At 67.4% G+C, this 14,701-nt stretch carries 13 protein-coding genes; 8 read left to right on the top strand and 5 right to left on the bottom strand.

The genetic code is table 11. The features are described from left to right. Positions 1-2 precede the first annotated feature (2 nt). Positions 3-308, bottom strand: coding sequence for a hypothetical protein (locus tag FB559_RS09210; protein WP_141955214.1), 306 nt, complete (start codon positions 306-308; stop codon positions 3-5). A gap of 12 nt (positions 309-320) precedes the next feature. Continuing rightward, a complete protein-coding gene (locus FB559_RS09205; RefSeq protein WP_246121466.1) occupies positions 321-695 on the bottom strand; it encodes a YbaB/EbfC family nucleoid-associated protein in 375 nt (124 codons plus the stop codon). A gap of 183 nt (positions 696-878) precedes the next feature. Between FB559_RS09205 and FB559_RS09200 the strand changes: the two genes are divergently transcribed. Together FB559_RS09200 and FB559_RS09195 are read left to right on the top strand one after the other, a co-directional pair. Continuing rightward, on the top strand, positions 879-1,082 hold the full coding sequence (locus FB559_RS09200; protein ID WP_141955212.1) for a hypothetical protein: 204 nt from the start codon (positions 879-881) through the stop codon (positions 1,080-1,082). A gap of 108 nt (positions 1,083-1,190) precedes the next feature. Next, a complete protein-coding gene (locus FB559_RS09195) occupies positions 1,191-2,483 on the top strand; it encodes a S8 family serine peptidase (RefSeq protein WP_141955211.1) in 1,293 nt (430 codons plus the stop codon). A 461-nt stretch (positions 2,484-2,944) separates the two neighbouring features. Here the strand turns inward: FB559_RS09195 and eccCa are convergent, their stop codons facing one another. Continuing rightward, positions 2,945-6,868, bottom strand: a complete 3,924-nt coding sequence (gene eccCa, locus FB559_RS09190; protein ID WP_342781020.1) for a type VII secretion protein EccCa — start codon at positions 6,866-6,868, stop codon at positions 2,945-2,947. A gap of 148 nt (positions 6,869-7,016) precedes the next feature. Between eccCa and eccD the strand changes: the two genes are divergently transcribed. Both eccD and FB559_RS09180 read left to right on the top strand, forming a co-directional pair. After that, a complete protein-coding gene (gene eccD / locus FB559_RS09185) occupies positions 7,017-8,417 on the top strand; it encodes a type VII secretion integral membrane protein EccD (RefSeq protein WP_141955209.1) in 1,401 nt (466 codons plus the stop codon). A gap of 65 nt (positions 8,418-8,482) precedes the next feature. Beyond that, positions 8,483-8,929 (top strand): YbaB/EbfC family nucleoid-associated protein, encoded by a 447-nt coding sequence (locus FB559_RS09180; RefSeq protein WP_141955208.1) that lies wholly within the window; start codon positions 8,483-8,485, stop codon positions 8,927-8,929. Positions 8,930-8,985: 56 nt separating this feature from the next. On the opposite strand, the gene FB559_RS09175 is transcribed toward FB559_RS09180, so the two are convergent. Both FB559_RS09175 and FB559_RS09170 read right to left on the bottom strand, forming a co-directional pair. Continuing rightward, complete coding sequence (locus FB559_RS09175) at positions 8,986-9,609, bottom strand: hypothetical protein (RefSeq protein WP_141955207.1); 624 nt, start codon at positions 9,607-9,609, stop codon at positions 8,986-8,988. A gap of 76 nt (positions 9,610-9,685) precedes the next feature. Then, the gene (locus tag FB559_RS09170; RefSeq protein ID WP_141955206.1) at positions 9,686-11,329 is read right to left on the bottom strand and encodes a hypothetical protein; all 1,644 of its coding nucleotides are present in this window, start codon (positions 11,327-11,329) and stop codon (positions 9,686-9,688) included. A gap of 108 nt (positions 11,330-11,437) precedes the next feature. Between FB559_RS09170 and eccB the strand changes: the two genes are divergently transcribed. From eccB to FB559_RS09150, 4 genes are all read left to right on the top strand, one after another. Then, positions 11,438-12,874, top strand: coding sequence for a type VII secretion protein EccB (gene eccB, locus FB559_RS09165; protein ID WP_141955205.1), 1,437 nt, complete (start codon positions 11,438-11,440; stop codon positions 12,872-12,874). Between the two features lie 225 nt (positions 12,875-13,099). Next, positions 13,100-13,459 carry a WXG100 family type VII secretion target gene (locus FB559_RS09160; protein WP_185792112.1) on the top strand — a complete coding sequence of 120 codons (360 nt, stop codon included), beginning with the start codon at positions 13,100-13,102 and terminating at the stop codon, positions 13,457-13,459. Between the two features lie 43 nt (positions 13,460-13,502). Next, a complete protein-coding gene (locus tag FB559_RS09155; RefSeq protein WP_141955203.1) occupies positions 13,503-13,811 on the top strand; it encodes a WXG100 family type VII secretion target in 309 nt (102 codons plus the stop codon). A 327-nt stretch (positions 13,812-14,138) separates the two neighbouring features. Beyond that, complete coding sequence (locus FB559_RS09150) at positions 14,139-14,699, top strand: hypothetical protein (protein ID WP_141955202.1); 561 nt, start codon at positions 14,139-14,141, stop codon at positions 14,697-14,699. The last annotated feature ends 2 nt before the right edge of the window (positions 14,700-14,701 follow it).

Raw genomic sequence — 14,701 nt, 5'->3', positions numbered from 1 at the left:
CCCTACGCCTGAACGGTGGTTGCTTTGTTCGCGTTCTCGTAGGTGGTCGCCATGTCGTCGAGACCCTTCTTGACCCCGTGCAGCCCCTTGGCATTGTCGTCCAGCATTTGCCAGATGCTTTCGAGCAGCGGCTTGTAGTTCTTCAGGAATTGTTCGGCATACTGGTCATGGCCGATGTATTCGCCGTCGCCGAGCGCCGCTTCGAGGACCTTCTTGACGTTTTCGAGGTCATGACCGGCGTCCGTGAAGCCCGTGGCCCGCGTTCGCATCTGCGCCGGATACACCTCAAACCCGTTGTACATCACCATGGTGGCGCCCCCTCAGGACTTCGCCTCTTCGCCGGGCTCTTCCCCAGAAGCCGCCGACGGCTTGGGCAGAAAGGCGGTGAAGTCGCCGTCCTTGCCCAGCGTGGTCTCGTATGACAGACCCTCGGGCATGAAGGGCGTCATGATCTTTTTCATCTGCTCGCTGACATCGGTGGTGGCCTCACCGATCAATTGCATGATCGCGCGCGAGAGTTCGTCGCTGTCGAGCCTGCGGTAAACCCGTGGGTCGAGGCGGATGTCCTGCACCTGCCCCCGAGGACCGACGACCACGGTCACGAGACCGTCCGGGCGCGTCGCCGTAGCGCTGACCTTGTCAAGGTCGCGCTGCATCTCGTTGAGGCGTCCCACCTGCTTGGAGTAGTCGTCCATGAGTTCCTCGAGCGAGGCGCGAAACTCAGCCCTCATGTGCGGTCACCCCTCCGTCTCTCGCCCATCGGACTTGATGTAGAGACGCTGATCCCCCGCGATGGGTTCCTTCTTATGACAATCAACCCGTATGTCGCCGTACCGAGCATAAGCTAGTCGGAGCCGCATGGAGGTGGGGGACACGTCATGGCCGAACTCTCCGATGAGGACCGCGAAGCCCTGAAGCGTATGCGCCGTGCCGTCGAAGAGCGCGACGCGATCCCGCCTGAGGAGATGATCCCGGTGGAGGATCCGCGCCGGTACGCCTTCCCGATCGGCATTGACGACGACGGCAACCCCTTTCCCACCTCGGAAACGCGGATGAGGCCTGAGCCCGGCAGTACGCACTAACATCACCCGTTGTGTCGCCTTAGCCGGTGCATCGGCCGTACCCGGTCACGCGGCGCTGGCGGATCCCCGGCCCTGCGGCCGACCGGAGCGACGGTGGATGGGACGGGTATGAGGGCAGTGAAGATGGGCGGACTCGCCGCCGTGGGCGCTCTTGTCACGGCTGCGCTCACGTGCGCACCGGCCGCCGCCGTCAAGCCCAGTCCGACGCCCCGGACCACGGCGTCGCCGAGCCATCCGGCGACCAAGTCGCCGTCGCCTCCATCGACTCCGACTCCGACTCCGACTCCGACTCCGACTCCGCAAGTCCAGTGCACTCCCCCCCAGCCCGTCGCCGCGCTGCACACCGAACCCTGGGCGCAGCAGCGGCTCGACTTCACCCAGGTCTGGAACCTCACGCGCGGCAACGGGGTCACCGTGGCGGTCGTCGACAGTGGCGTCGACGTGAAGCAGGTCCAGCTCGCCGGCCACGTCACCTCGGTCGACGTCACGCACACGATGACACGTGACTGCGTCGGGCACGGCACGGCGGTCGCGGGCATCATCGCCGCCCAGGACCGGCGGTCGAACGACCTCCCGTTCGTCGGCGTCGCGCCCGGCGTCCACCTGGTCTCGGTGAAGTTCACGAACAAGGACCACAGCGATGGCCCCGACCCCAACCTGCCCAAGGCGATCAGGGCGGCCACAGCGCTGCACGCGAAGGTCATCAACGTCTCGGTGACCGCACCCGACACGAGCGAACTACGGTCGGCGATCAGGAACGCGCAGGCGCACGACGCGGTCGTCGTGGCCGCGGCCGGCAACGTCACCGACCAGGACAAGGGAACGGTCGGTCCCGCGTATCCGGCCGCGTACCCGGACGTCATCGGTGTCGGCTCGCTGAGCCCCGACGGTACGATCGCGGACTCCTCCAACACCGAGACGAAGGTCAGCGTCAGCGCCCCGGGCAAGGCGGTCGCGACGACCTGGCCGGGCGGGTACGCGCCGAACGAGGAGGGCACGAGCTTCGCGGCGGCGTTCGTCTCCGGGACCGTCGCCCTGGTGCGTGCCCGTCACCCGGACCTCGACTACAAACAGGTCAAGAGCCGCATCGAGGCGACCGCGGACGGATCCGTCGGCGTCGGCTCCGGCGCCGGCATGATCAACCCGGTCCTGGCGGTGAACGCCCTGCTCCCCGGAGAGGACGCGGACTCGGGAGCGACGGCGACCGGCGACAACCGGCCGATCCGCATCGCCTACCGGCGCCCCGCGGACCGGCAGACCCGTTCGACGGCACTGCTCGTGACCGGCATCGCCGCGGGCGCGAGCGCACTGGCGGTGGCCGCCGGCGTGTTCATCCCGATGGGCCGCCGCCGCGGCTGGCGCCCCGGTCGCCCCACCCCGCCGCAGGAACCGGACGCCTAGGCTCTGCCTCATAGCCATGCTGTTGCCGTGTGACGCCGCCTGCGCCGTGTGGCGCCCGCCTGGGCGGCGCTACCCGGGGTTATCCACAGAACCCCGCTCTACTTTCGTCCGCCGTTGTTCTCGCTGGACAATGAGAGTGGGATGGCACCCCCGGGCGGGTGGGCTCCGGCGGGTGGGCTCCGGCGGGTGGGCTCCGGCGGGTGGGCTCCACGGGGGGGCTCCGGCGGGTGGGCTCCACGGGGGGGGTGGGCTCCAGACGGGTGGGCTCCAGACGGGTGGGCTCCAGACGGGGCACGGCTCAGAGCGAGCGCGCGGCTCAGGCCGGGCGGGCTCAGGCCGGGCGCGGCTCAGACCAGGCCCGGCTCAGACCAGGCCCGGCCCGGCCCGGGCCAGGCCCGGCCCGGACCGAGGACTTCGAGACAGGCCTAAGCCCTGGCGAGCTGCCCGGTCCGTACCTGCGCTCAGCCGGTCGCCGGGCCGCCGATGAACGCGGTCTGGATGAGCCTGGTTCCGGTCCGCCGCTCGACGAAGTACCCCCGCCCTGGCGGCAGTGGCCTCGGCCGTACGTTTCCGAACAGGGGGCCTTCGTCCTTGTTGCCGGACAGGATGAGGGCGGGGTTGGCCATGTCCTTGATTCGCTGGATGACCGGGTCGTACAGGCCACGCCCGGCGCCGCCCATGGCCCGTGCGAGGATCACGTGCAGCCCGATGTCGCGTGCCTGGGGCAGCAGCTCCACGATCGGCATCAAGGGGTTGTTCGAGGTCGCCACGAGGTCGTAGTCGTCGATGATCAGATACAGGTCCGAGCCCTTCCACCACGACCGGTTTCGCAGCTGCTCCGGGGTCAGGTCCGACGTCGGCAGCCGGCTGACGAGGGCGCCCTGTACGTCCTTGAGCAGTGACGTGGCGGACGTGCTCGCCGCCGCGTAGCCGATCCGGTGCTCGGTGTCGGCCGTGTCGAGGAGAGCGCGGCGATAGTCGACGATGATGAGCCGCGCCTCTTCCGGTGTGTTACGGGCGATGATGCCCTCAGCGATCTGCCGGAGCAGGTTCGACTTACCCGACTCCGTGTCGCCGACGACGATGAAGTGAGCGTCGTTGGAGAAGTCGAGCATGACCGGCGAGAGCGTGTCCTCGTCGATGCCGATCGGAATCCGCTGGCCGGTGACCGACGGAGCCGGGAGCTCCGACGGGGAGAGCATGGCCGGCAGCAGCCGGACCTTTGGTGCGGCCGGGCCGGTCCACGCCGCCGACACGGCGTCCACGAGCCCGCGGACACCGTCGGTGAGGTCGTCCGCCTGCTGCCGCCCGTCGATGCGCGGAAGGGCGCCGAGGAAGTGCAGGCCGTCGCGGGTCAGGCCGCGTCCCGGCGAGTTCTGCGGCACATTGTCGGCGAGCTTGCGGTTGATCTCGGACTCGTACGGGTCACCGAGCCGGAGTTCGACCCGGGTGCCGAACAGGTCCCGGATGTTCATGCGGAACTCCGACCACTTGTTGGTGGAGGTGACCACGTGAATGCCGAAGCCCAGGCCGCGCGCCGCGAGATCGGTGATGCCGCCCTCCACGGTGTCGAACTCCTGCCGCAGCAACAGCCAGTTGTCGATGACGAGGAAGACGTCGCCGTACCCGTCGCCAGGGACCTTTCCCTCGGCTCGCAACCGGCGGTACGTCGTGATGGAGTCGATCCCGCGCTCGGTGAACTCACGTTCGCGCTGGGTCAGCAGTGCGGACATCTCGGCGACCGTACGCCGGACGCGGTCGCCGTCGAGACGGGAGGCCACGCCGCCGACGTGCGGCAGGTTCGCGAGTGTCGAGAGAGTGCCGCCGCCGAAGTCCAGGCAGTAGAACTGCACCTCCTGCGGTGTGTGCAGGAGGGCGAGCGAGGTGATCAGGCTCCGCAGCATGGTCGACTTGCCGCTCTGCTGGCCGCCGACGACCGCGACGTTGCCGGCGGCACCGCTCAGGTCCACCCACATCGCGTCGCGCCGCTGGTCGAACGGGCGGTCGACGATGCCGACGGGCGCGCACATCCGGCCCCGGCCCTCCCAGCCAGGGGAGGTGTATCCCAGGGTCGGCGTGGCCGTGAGCGAGGGGATCAGCTGGTCGAGCGATGACGGGTCACCGAGCGGCGGCAGCCAGATCTCGTGCGCCGGTGGGCCCTGACCCACGAGCTGGCGGACCACGAGGTCGAACAGGCTGTCGTCGAGATCGGACTCGCTCACGTCGCGGGTCTGGTCCGGCTCCGGATCCGCGATCATCCGTGGCGCGAGGTATTCCGGCACGAAGGGCACGATCTGCGGGACCGCGCGCGGGCCGGATTCCTTCTCTTCCTCATCGGCCGTGAACGCACCGGAGACGTACGCCGCCTTGAACCTCGTCATCCCGGTCGTGTCGAACTTCAGGTAGGCGTTGCCCGGCTGTGAGGGCAGCTCGTACGCGTCGGGCACGCCGAGGACGACCCGGCTCTCCATGGCCGAGAAGGTACGCAGGCCGATGCGGTACGACAGGTGTGTGTCGAGCCCGCGGAGCTTGCCTTCCTCCAGACGCTGTGACGCGAGCAGCAGATGGACCCCGAGAGACCGGCCGAGACGGCCGATCATGACGAAGAGCTCCGCGAACTCCGGCTTGGCGGACAGCAGCTCGGAGAACTCGTCCAGGACCACGAAAAGCGTCGGCATCGGCGGAATCTGGGCCCCGCGCTCGCGCGCGGCCTCGTAGTCGCGCAGCGAGGCGTAGTTACCGGCCGACCGCAGGAACTCCTGGCGCCGGATCATCTCGCCGTGCAGCGCGTCGTACATGCGGTCGACCAGCGGGAGCTCGTCTTCCAGGTTGGTGATGACCGCGGCGACGTGCTGCAGGTCGTCCAGACCGAGGAAGGTGGCACCACCCTTGAAGTCGACGAGGACGAAGTTGAGGACCTCGGAGGAGTGCGTCACCGCGAGCCCGAGGACCAGCGTGCGCAGAAGCTCCGACTTTCCGGATCCGGTCGCGCCGATGACCAGGCCGTGCGGGCCCATGCCGCCCTGCGCGGACTCCTTGATGTCCATCTCCACCGCCCGGCCGTCGGCGGCGACGCCGATCGGGACCCGCAGCCGGTTACGGGGCGCACGCGGGCGCCACAACGTACGCGTGTCGATGCGGGTCGGGTCCTTGATGCCGAGTAGCGAGGTCAGTGTGCGGTTCGCGCTCAGAGCGCTCTGTTCCGGCTCGCTGACACCGCTGGCGCGCAGCGGGCTCAGCTGCCGGGCCAGACCGTCCATGGACATGAGGTCCACCGAGTCGGGCTTGCCGAGGGACTGCGCGACCTCCTTGCCGGTCCGGTCCCGCCTGATGATGCTCATGGCGTCCGGCAGGACGTGGAGCCGGAGCATGGTGGATTCGGGCGTCGGCGTGACCACGCCGCTTAGGTCGATCACGGTGACGCCGTCGATGCCGTCCGCGCTGAGCTGGCTGTCCACGCTGACGGCCCCGCCGTCCACGATGACGATGTGGTACGGCATGTCGTCCGCCGACAGGCCGGGGGAGAACCGCGGCCGATCCTTCAGCTCCGCCCCCAGCATGGATTCCAGCTCGGACATCGACTTGGCCATCAGCCGCACCGGGCCGGCGGCATCGGTGTCCTCGGGGTGCATCGTGTGCGGGAGCCACTTCATCCAGTCCCACGACGGCAGCCGGTCGGGCGCCGCGCAGAGCGAGATCCGCAGGTCGTCAGGGGAGTGGAACGCGGCGGCCTGCGCGATCAGAGCGTTGACCAGGCCGCGGATGGCGCGGGCGTCGCCGGTCGGCAGGATCCGCGAGAAAGACGAGAGCGAGACCGCGATCGGCAGGTTCGGGACGGTGGAATGGGCGCGCACGAACCTGCGGAGCGCACCCGCGGTCATCGGCTCCAGGTCCTCGATCGGCTTGGTCTCCGGCGGCACGAGCTGGATCGCGAGACGCTGAGGTCCACTGCCGATCCTGATGTTGCCGAAGTCGCCGTCGCTGGCCCGGCGTTCCCACAGCCGTGCACTCATCACCAGCGACCACAGGGACGCGGGGTCCGGGCTGTTCCATTCCAGCGCCTCGCGCTGCTGCGCGGTGGCGCGGCGGACCCTCTGGCGTACTTGGGACAGGTAACGGAAGTAGTCGCGGCGGGCCCCGTTGAGACGATTTTTGCGGTCGCCGGTGCCGCGGCCCAGCTGGCCCAGCATCATGCCCATCATCGACAGCGACATCATTCCGCTGGACAGGAACATGGTGGGGTTCGACCCGGGGGCGACGAGCATGAAGGCCATCGCACCGCCGCCCGCCACCATCGGCACGTATGTCAGGATCGCCTGAAACCCGGCTGACACCGTTTCGGGGATTTCCGGCGGCGATTCGAGCAGGATCTCCCCACGAGGCATGTCCGGGGGTGACCGGCGTTCCTGCCTGCTGACAATCACCGTGCTCAACGGAGTACCTCCAGAGGCCGCTGGCATTGCGCGTAAGTAGGCGTCATCCTATTAAGCCGGTTCGTGTTGTTCCGTTCAAATTCCGCCGTTGGGGGAGACCGTGAGTCCGAGAGCCGGAGCCGACCTGTGCCGGATCACCATCGTCGCACCGGGGCGGCGTATCGATCTGTCTTTGCCGGCCGAGGTCCCGCTGGTCCAGATGCTACCCACTTTGCTGCGCGCCTCCGGCCGTGAGATGGCCGACGCCGGACTCGCCCATTCGGGATGGGTGCTGCAGCGGCTGGACGGACCGCCGCTCGAGAACGGGCTCAGCCTCACCCAGCTCGATATTCACGACGGTGAGGTGCTGTACTTCCGTCCGCGCATGACCCTGATCCCCGAGCTGGTCTACGACGACGTCGCCGATGTGGTCGCGACGGGCAAGAACGACCGGGCCGACCGCTGGCGTACGGAGACGACGCGCCGCTTCGGACTGTTCGCCGGTGCCGCGGCACTCATCCTCGGTGTCGTTCCGATCCTGGCGTCGGGGCCGCCATGGCGGCCCCCGGCGGTGGCGGCGGCGATCGTCGCCCTGGCCCTCGTGATCCTGGGTTCGGCGTTGTCACGCGCGGTGGGCGACTCGACGGGCGGGGCGGCTCTCGGCTACGCGGCGCTTCCCTACGCGTTCCTGGCCGGGCTGCTGGTCCCCGCACGGGCTGAGCTGCCGCTCCTGGACGTGGGCGCTCCGCATCTGCTGGCGGCGTTCGCCGCCACGACCGTGGTCGCGGTCCTGGCGGGCTTCGGGGTGGCCGACGGGCTGCCGTGGTTCGTCGGCATCGGCTTCGCCGGCGTCGTGGGCACGATCTCCGGCGGGATCACTCTGGCGTTCGACGGCATCAGGCCGGCCGGCGTGGCGGCCGGAGCGGCCGTGATCGTGGTCGGCCTCAGCGCCCTCATTCCGACGCTGTCGTTCCGGCTCGCCCGTGTACCGCTGCCATCGATCCCGACCAGCGCCGAGGACCTGCGCAGTGAGGTCACGGTCATCGACGGCAAGGCCCTGTTGCATCGCGCCGCCTCCGCCGACCGGTTCGCCACCGGCCTGGTGGCCGGCATCGCACTGGTGGCCGCCGTGGCGCTGCTGTTCCTCGCCTTCTCACCGGGAAAGGCCGGGCCGTCCATGGCGGCCGTGCTCTCGCTCTCGCTCCTGCTGCGGGCCCGTATCTTCCGCGGCCGTTCGCAGCGGAGCTGGATGCTCGTCGTCGGGCTGGGCGGACTCGGCCTGCTCGACATCGGGCTGTCGCTGCGAGGTACACCCGCGCAGACACTGGTGCTGGTGCTGCCGTTGATCCTGGCGGTCGCCGCGATCGCCCTCACCATGGCGATGTGGCTGCCCGGGCATCGGCCCACCCCGTTCTGGGGCCGTGCGGGGGACATCGTGGACATGATCGCCATCGTCTCGCTGGTCCCGCTCGCTCTGGCCGTTCTGCGGGTGTACTCCAAGGTACGCGGCCTGAGCGGCTGATTCGCTGCCGCTCCAACGGTGCCGGTTAACGTTTGACTCGTACGTCGTGACAAAAAGGATGAAATATGAGCGAGTTCGGAGATCTGGCCAATCTTGATATCGAACGGCTTCTTCGGATCTCCGAGGATTATTCGGCAAAGGTCCAGGAGATGCAGGAGCGCTCCGCCGAGCTCAAGGGATTCGCGGAGAGCAAGGACCGCAGGATCAAGGTGACCTGCACGGTCAGCGGCGGGGTCACCGACATCGACATCGACCCACGCGCCATGCGCATGCCGACGGCGAACTTCGCCGAGACCCTCAAGACGCTCATCCACGACGCCAACGCCGACCTGCAGAGCCAGCTCAGCGACCTCATGACGGAAATCTACGGCGCGGACGCGAACCCGCTGGCGTCCGAGCAGAACCGGAAGAGCGCCGAAGAGAAAGTCGAAGGGGCCGCGTCGATGTTCGATCGTACGCTGGGAGAGGCGATGACCGAACTCGAACGCATCAGCAAACAACTCGGATTGTGAGCCGCGAGAAGGCGATCACAGGCCTTGTGTGCACGTCCGGCCGGCGAGGGTTGTGACTAAGGCTCCGTCGGCCACGTCACCTGCTTGTGGGGAATCGGCAGGATCGAAGCCACCCCGCTTATCGCCTGGTCGTGCATCGTAACGCCGAAAATGCCCAGTGTGGCAAATATCATTTTCCTTTTGGCGGACATGCTTTTGATCCCGGAAAGCATGGTTTTCAGCTTGGAGAGCATGTTGAGGAAGCCCTTGACCACGGTTCTCAGCGTGGCGCCCACGCGAGCGGCGAGGCCATTGGCCTCCGCATAAACCGAAGCATTCACGCCAGGGGCCCAGGAAAGGCTGATCACCCCGGTCGCGGCCAGTGCCAGGGCGCTGCCGACGGCGAGTGACGCCAGACCCAGCGCTTCGACCACGCCGGCCGCCCACTTCAGGATGACGTCGAGCGTGCCATGCTGGTCCTTGGTCTCCTGGAGCGCCGTGGAATAGCTCTCCATGCGCTTGTCGAAGGCCTGTTTGGCGTCGGGGGTCTTGAATCCCTCGGGATTGCCCACGATGGTCTGCACTTCGTCCTTGGCCTGCGCGGTGGTGTCGGCCACGAGCTTGTGCCGATCACCGGCATGCCAAATTTGGCCTGGGTCGGAGATGAGCCCGCCGGCGAGAGCAGCGATCGGAATGGCCATCGGAATCACCGCTGCGGCAAACGTCGCCGTTAGGAATCCGGCCATACTCGGCGCGGTGGTCAGAGTATCCCGTGTGCTAAGGCCCATTGGTTTTATCTCCCGCTACACCCGTGTTTTGGACTAGGCTACCGTTTTTTATCTCGGTGTCCGCATAGGTCTCACCGGTTGTAGCCAGGCTCGTCGAGGTACTACTCAGTGTGCTGCTTCCTTGCTGCAGTTCCGTCGCGGCGGTGTCCGTCAATGCCCCATGGATCATCTGGAGCGGGGAGCCCAGCGCACCGAAACCCGGGAACCCAATGCCGATGTCACGTGCGTGCCCGGCAGCCGTGTCCAGAGTCTTCACCGGACCGTTGACGAGGTCTGTGCCTCTTTTTTTGATCTCGGCACCGTCCACGTCCAACGTGCCGTTGTCGGCGACCGGCACGGTCTTCACCGGTGTGGCGGGTGGCTGTGACTTGGCAGTGGGCGAACCAGCGCCGCTCGGCACGCCACCGCTCGGCACGCCACCGCTCGGGACGCCACCGCTTGGCACGTCACTGCTCGGCGTATCACCGCTCGGTATGCCGCCGGCGGTGGGATCTCCTCCGCTCCCGGCGGAGGGCAGGTCACCTGACCCTCCGCCGCCAGGCGAAGCCGCCGAAGCATCGGGCTGCTGCGGAATGTCGGACACCGGGACGCTTCCGTCCTGCGGGGCGCCGGCCTGCTGCGCCGGATCCGTACCCTGACCGTCGTTCTGTCCGGCGGGGCCCTTCAGCCCGGCCCAGTCGCCCTGCTGCTCCGGGGGGTGGTCGTGGGCATCGATCTTGAGATGCCCGTCCTTGTCCTGGGTGATGTTCAGGTCGACGTGCTTGTCCGGCTGCACGTGGATTTTGATCTCGTGCGGATTGGTGTCGCTCTTGGGCACCGTGAGGTCGAGGCTGCCGTCCTTGTTCGACTGGACGTGGACGGTGATGGCCTGCGGATTGTCCGGCCCCTTGGGGATGGTGATGTCCTGGCTGCCATCGGGGTTCTGGTGCGTGACGGGCGCCGGCATGTTCGCGTCCGGCCCGTGCACCGCGAGGTCGGCCTGGGCGGCGTGATCGCCGGTGCCATGCAGGTGCTCGACCGGGGTGGTGTCCTGCGAGGGGTCCGGTGCCGTCCCGGTCGGGTCTGACTGGCCCGCTGCCGCCGCGGAGCCGGGGTCTGCCGTGCCGTCGCCGGTCGGTTGCGTGCCGTCCTGAGAAACGCCCGACTGGTCGGGCTGCCCCTGCGGGGACGCGCCGGAACCCGTCGGATCACTGCCCGGAGGCAGCGTGCCGTTCTGGCCCGTGACCTGCGTGCCGTCCTGCCCTGCGACCGGCGTGCCGTCCTGGCCCGTGACCGGCGTGCCGTTCTGACCCGTGACCGGCGTGCCGTTCTGTACGAGCTGGGTGGGCACCCCCACCGTGCCGGGTGTCTGGACACCGCCCGGCTGCGTACCGTCCTGCGGTGCGTGGATGACGTGCGTCGATCCGTCCGGGGCGACGTCGATACTCAGACCGCTGTCGCCTGCCGCGACCTGGTGACCGTCGACGGAGATGAGGGCATCGGGTGCGGAGTCGATTCCGAGTTGTGTGTCCGAGGCGCTTTGACCGGGCGATATGTCATACGTACCCGGCGTCGCCGCCCCGGTCGAGGGATCGGCGCTCGTGTCCGATCCCGAATTCAGCAGTGTCGCGATGCGGTTCTGCTGCTCGCTCATCCGGCCTCCACCAACCCGCCCCCGTACGTTCCATTACTCCCACGACGCCCATTAGATTACGGTGCGGGAGCGGGGGTTCCGCAATGGTCGAGATATCGGGAGGTGCGAATGCAGACTCGTCGTGACCTGTATCAGGCGCACCGCCTGATGATGCAACGTATCGGTATGGCCCTGCTGGCCGGGGAGCCCGATCTTCCCGAGCCGCCTACGCGCAGGCTGGTCGTTTCGGTGTTCGCCGGATTGATGGTGGGCATCCTGGTCGTCGCCGGTTTCGGTGTCTGGGGCCTGCTGTCGCCGGGAGGCGCATCCGGGCTCGACGCGCCGGGGACCCTGATCATCGAGAAGGAGACCGGCACCAAGTACGTCTACAGCCAGCAGGACAAGAAGCTCTACCCGGTCGCCAACTACGCCTCCGCCCGGCTGATCCTCAACACCGACAACGTGACCCGCAAGCTGGTGTCGCAGTCCTCGCTCGCCAAGTTCACGCGGGGCCGGCCGGTGGGCATCCTCGGCGCGCCCGAGTCGCTTCCCGACGCCGCCCATCAGGTGATCGGTCCCTGGTCGGTCTGCGTGCACAGCGCCGACAACGGGACCGGCGGCACCCATTCGTACGCCTCGCTCGTGGTCGGCAGCCCTGTCGGCGGAGGATCGCTGGGCGACGGGCACGCCGTGGTGGTGCACGGCGCCGGCGACGCGTGGGTCGTGTGGCGGAATCAGCGGATGAAGCTGCCGGCAGCGGAAGTACGCCCGCTCAGCGGGACCGACCATCCGACCGAAGTGTCGACGACGTGGCTGAACGCGGTGCCTGAGGGGCCCGACTTCAGCCCGCCCCTGGTTCCGAACCGCGGCGACGAGGTCACCGGGCCGGACGGCACCAAGGCGACCGTCGGGACCTTCTACATCTCGCATACGGTCGGCGGCACCGATCGCTGGTACGTCCTGCTGCGGGACGGCATCGCCCCGATCAAGCAGACCGAGGGCGTGCTGCTGCAGAACGACCCGGACAGCCGGCTGGCGTACAAGGGACAGCCGGTGCCGGTCGACATCAACCCCGCGGTCGCGGCCGCGGCGCCGCAGTCCACCTCGAAGGTCTCGAAGGACGGTCTGCCCGACCAGATGCCCAAGATCGACCCGTACGACGCCGCGACGCCGCTATGCGTCGTCTACGCCAACACCGCGACGGGATCACAGGACGCGCGGGTGTTCTTGGGCGGCACCGTGCCGACGCCGACCGCGGACCCGTCCACGTCGGGCGGATCGAGTGCGGGCGTGGTGGACCAGGTGGTGCTCCCCTCGGGCGACGGCGCGCTTCTCGGCCTGTTGACCGCGCCGGACCAGGTCAACTCCATCAGCTCGTACTCGATCCTGACCGATCAGGGGCTGCGCTTCGCCGTTCCGTCCGCCGATATCGCGGGCAAACTCGGCTTCGACGTGAAGAAGGTCGCTCCGGTTCCGGGAAATCTGCTCCATCTCATCCCGGAAGGGCCGGCACTGGACCCGAAGCAGGCTATGCAGGCATTGTCTTTTCCCAGGTCAACGGGGTGAGTGTCACTCTAGAGGAAGCGGTCTAGCACCGATCGTCGATGTTAACGATTCGGCATCTTTCGCCCGAGTGGCCGAGTTTCCAAATGTCGCTGGACAATGCGGTTAAACCGCTCGTATGCTGACCGAAGTTCTGAGCGGCCATTGGCGTGTCTCGTGTCGCAAGCGCCCCCGGGACGGCGGCGGGGTGTCCGGTCGGCCGCGGACTGCCAGCATCTGGAGGCAAGTATGAGCACACCGTCCTACATTCCCGAGTCGAAGATCGACGGTAATACGTCTCAGGTTTCGGCGATCGACCCGGCTCTGGCGCATAAGGCCGTGGGCAGGCTCGACCAGTCGTACAACAGGATCCATCAGATCAAGAAGACGCTTGAGGAGCAATACCTGGGTCTCCGTAAGTCGTGGAAGAGTTCGTCGGCGCTTGCGTTCGACGTCAAGTTCGCGGAATTCGACGAGGACATTCTGCACGTCCTCCACGCACTCGAGACGCTGCGCGACAAGCTGAAGCAGGGCACCCTGCATTACGAGAAGGCCATTCAGGAGACGCACGAGACGGCGAACCGGCTCCAGGGTCTGCTCAACCGCTGACCCATTCTTCGACACAAGACTCGTACCTATCTCGGAGGATAAGATGTCAGGTACCGATGACGGTTACACTCAAGTCCACTTCGGGTCCATGGCGGAAGCGGAGGAGGACTTCAAGCAGGCGTACAGAGCCTTGCGTGAGGAGCTCGACAGTCTCGATCCCGAGCTGAGGCGCGACCTCGCTCCCTGGGTCGGCAAGGCCAACAGCGCCTACGAGGTTGAACACACCAACTGGACCAACGCGGCGGATGACATGGCGCTGACCATCCAGTCGTTCGGCAGCACCCTCACGCAGATCCACGGCACCTACCAGGATGCGGAGAACGCTGCCACCCGCCTGTGGTCGAGCAGCTGAAGTGACGGCGGGCCGGGCTTCTGGCGAGTTCACAGCAGAAGCCCATCGCCGATCCAGGGTTCTGGATTCTTCGATCGGCTAAGGCTTCGACATGCGTTTGACGCGACGGGGTCTCGCCGGCGCGGGAGCACTTGTTCTGGTAGGGCTGACGGTGTTGCTCGCCGACGCCGCGCCCCCCAAGGCTCCGTGCGGACGAATGGTGGTTCGTCTCCGTGGGCCTTCAGCGATATCTGGAAGACGAGCCACGGCGGAACCGGTCGGCAGTGGATATCGTCCTAAGTCTGAATAGCATCCTGCGTACAGTAGGTCTCCGGTGAGAGGAGGATCATGGCGCCAGAACCACAGGTCGGCCCCAACTATCCATGGGGAGACCAGCCGTGGCCCGGTACCGAACACATCAAGGATGAGCTCAAGAGCCATCCAGAGGCAAAGGACGAGCTCTGGTTCAACCAGGGCGAGTTCGACGCCCTGATGGCGAGGCTCAAGTCCAGGCGAGCTGAGCTCGACAGCCGCAAGGTGGGCGGTAAGACCGCGCGGGAAAACCTGCAGCGTGCCGGAGAAGCGCACCTCCAGGTCAAGGACTTCGGCCAGTGGGCGGCGGCCCGCAGCCTGTACGCCAGCGCGGGTGGCGCCGCAAGTCTGATGCTTCAGGCCTACGACTACTTCATCACTGCCCTCGATGCGGTGATAAAGCGCATGGAGACCACCAAGAACATCAACACCGGCGCCGAAGTGGACAACGTGGACGCCGTGACGTTCCACAATATTCTGACGATCGACCTGGGTGCGAACCCGAAACCGGCGCCGCCCGCCCAAGCGGCTCCACCCGGCCAGCCGGGTCAGCCGGCCCAGCCGGGTCAGCCGGTCCAGCCCGGTAGTTATTCCTGAGG

It is taken from the genome of Actinoallomurus bryophytorum (assembly GCF_006716425.1).
GTDB classification, from domain to species: domain Bacteria; phylum Actinomycetota; class Actinomycetes; order Streptosporangiales; family Streptosporangiaceae; genus Actinoallomurus; species Actinoallomurus bryophytorum.
This window is presented reverse-complemented; position numbering and strand designations above follow the sequence as displayed.

Bases quoted from the DNA above. Each gene is read 5' to 3' on its own strand.
- FB559_RS09210 (WP_141955214.1), bottom strand. From the start codon at position 308: ATGGTGATGTACAACGGGTTTGAGGTGTATCCGGCGCAGATGCGAACG.
- FB559_RS09205 (WP_246121466.1), bottom strand. From the start codon at position 695: ATGGACGACTACTCCAAGCAGGTGGGACGCCTCAACGAGATGCAGCGC.
- FB559_RS09200 (WP_141955212.1), top strand. From the start codon at position 879: ATGGCCGAACTCTCCGATGAGGACCGCGAAGCCCTGAAGCGTATGCGC.
- FB559_RS09195 (WP_141955211.1), top strand. From the start codon at position 1,191: ATGAGGGCAGTGAAGATGGGCGGACTCGCCGCCGTGGGCGCTCTTGTC.
- eccCa (WP_342781020.1), bottom strand. From the start codon at position 6,868: ATGCCTCGTGGGGAGATCCTGCTCGAATCGCCGCCGGAAATCCCCGAA.
- FB559_RS09180 (WP_141955208.1), top strand. From the start codon at position 8,483: ATGAGCGAGTTCGGAGATCTGGCCAATCTTGATATCGAACGGCTTCTT.
- FB559_RS09175 (WP_141955207.1), bottom strand. From the start codon at position 9,609: ATGGCCATTCCGATCGCTGCTCTCGCCGGCGGGCTCATCTCCGACCCA.
- FB559_RS09170 (WP_141955206.1), bottom strand. From the start codon at position 11,329: ATGAGCGAGCAGCAGAACCGCATCGCGACACTGCTGAATTCGGGATCG.
- eccB (WP_141955205.1), top strand. From the start codon at position 11,438: ATGCAGACTCGTCGTGACCTGTATCAGGCGCACCGCCTGATGATGCAA.
- FB559_RS09160 (WP_185792112.1), top strand. From the start codon at position 13,100: ATGAGCACACCGTCCTACATTCCCGAGTCGAAGATCGACGGTAATACG.
- FB559_RS09155 (WP_141955203.1), top strand. From the start codon at position 13,503: ATGTCAGGTACCGATGACGGTTACACTCAAGTCCACTTCGGGTCCATG.
- FB559_RS09150 (WP_141955202.1), top strand. From the start codon at position 14,139: ATGGCGCCAGAACCACAGGTCGGCCCCAACTATCCATGGGGAGACCAG.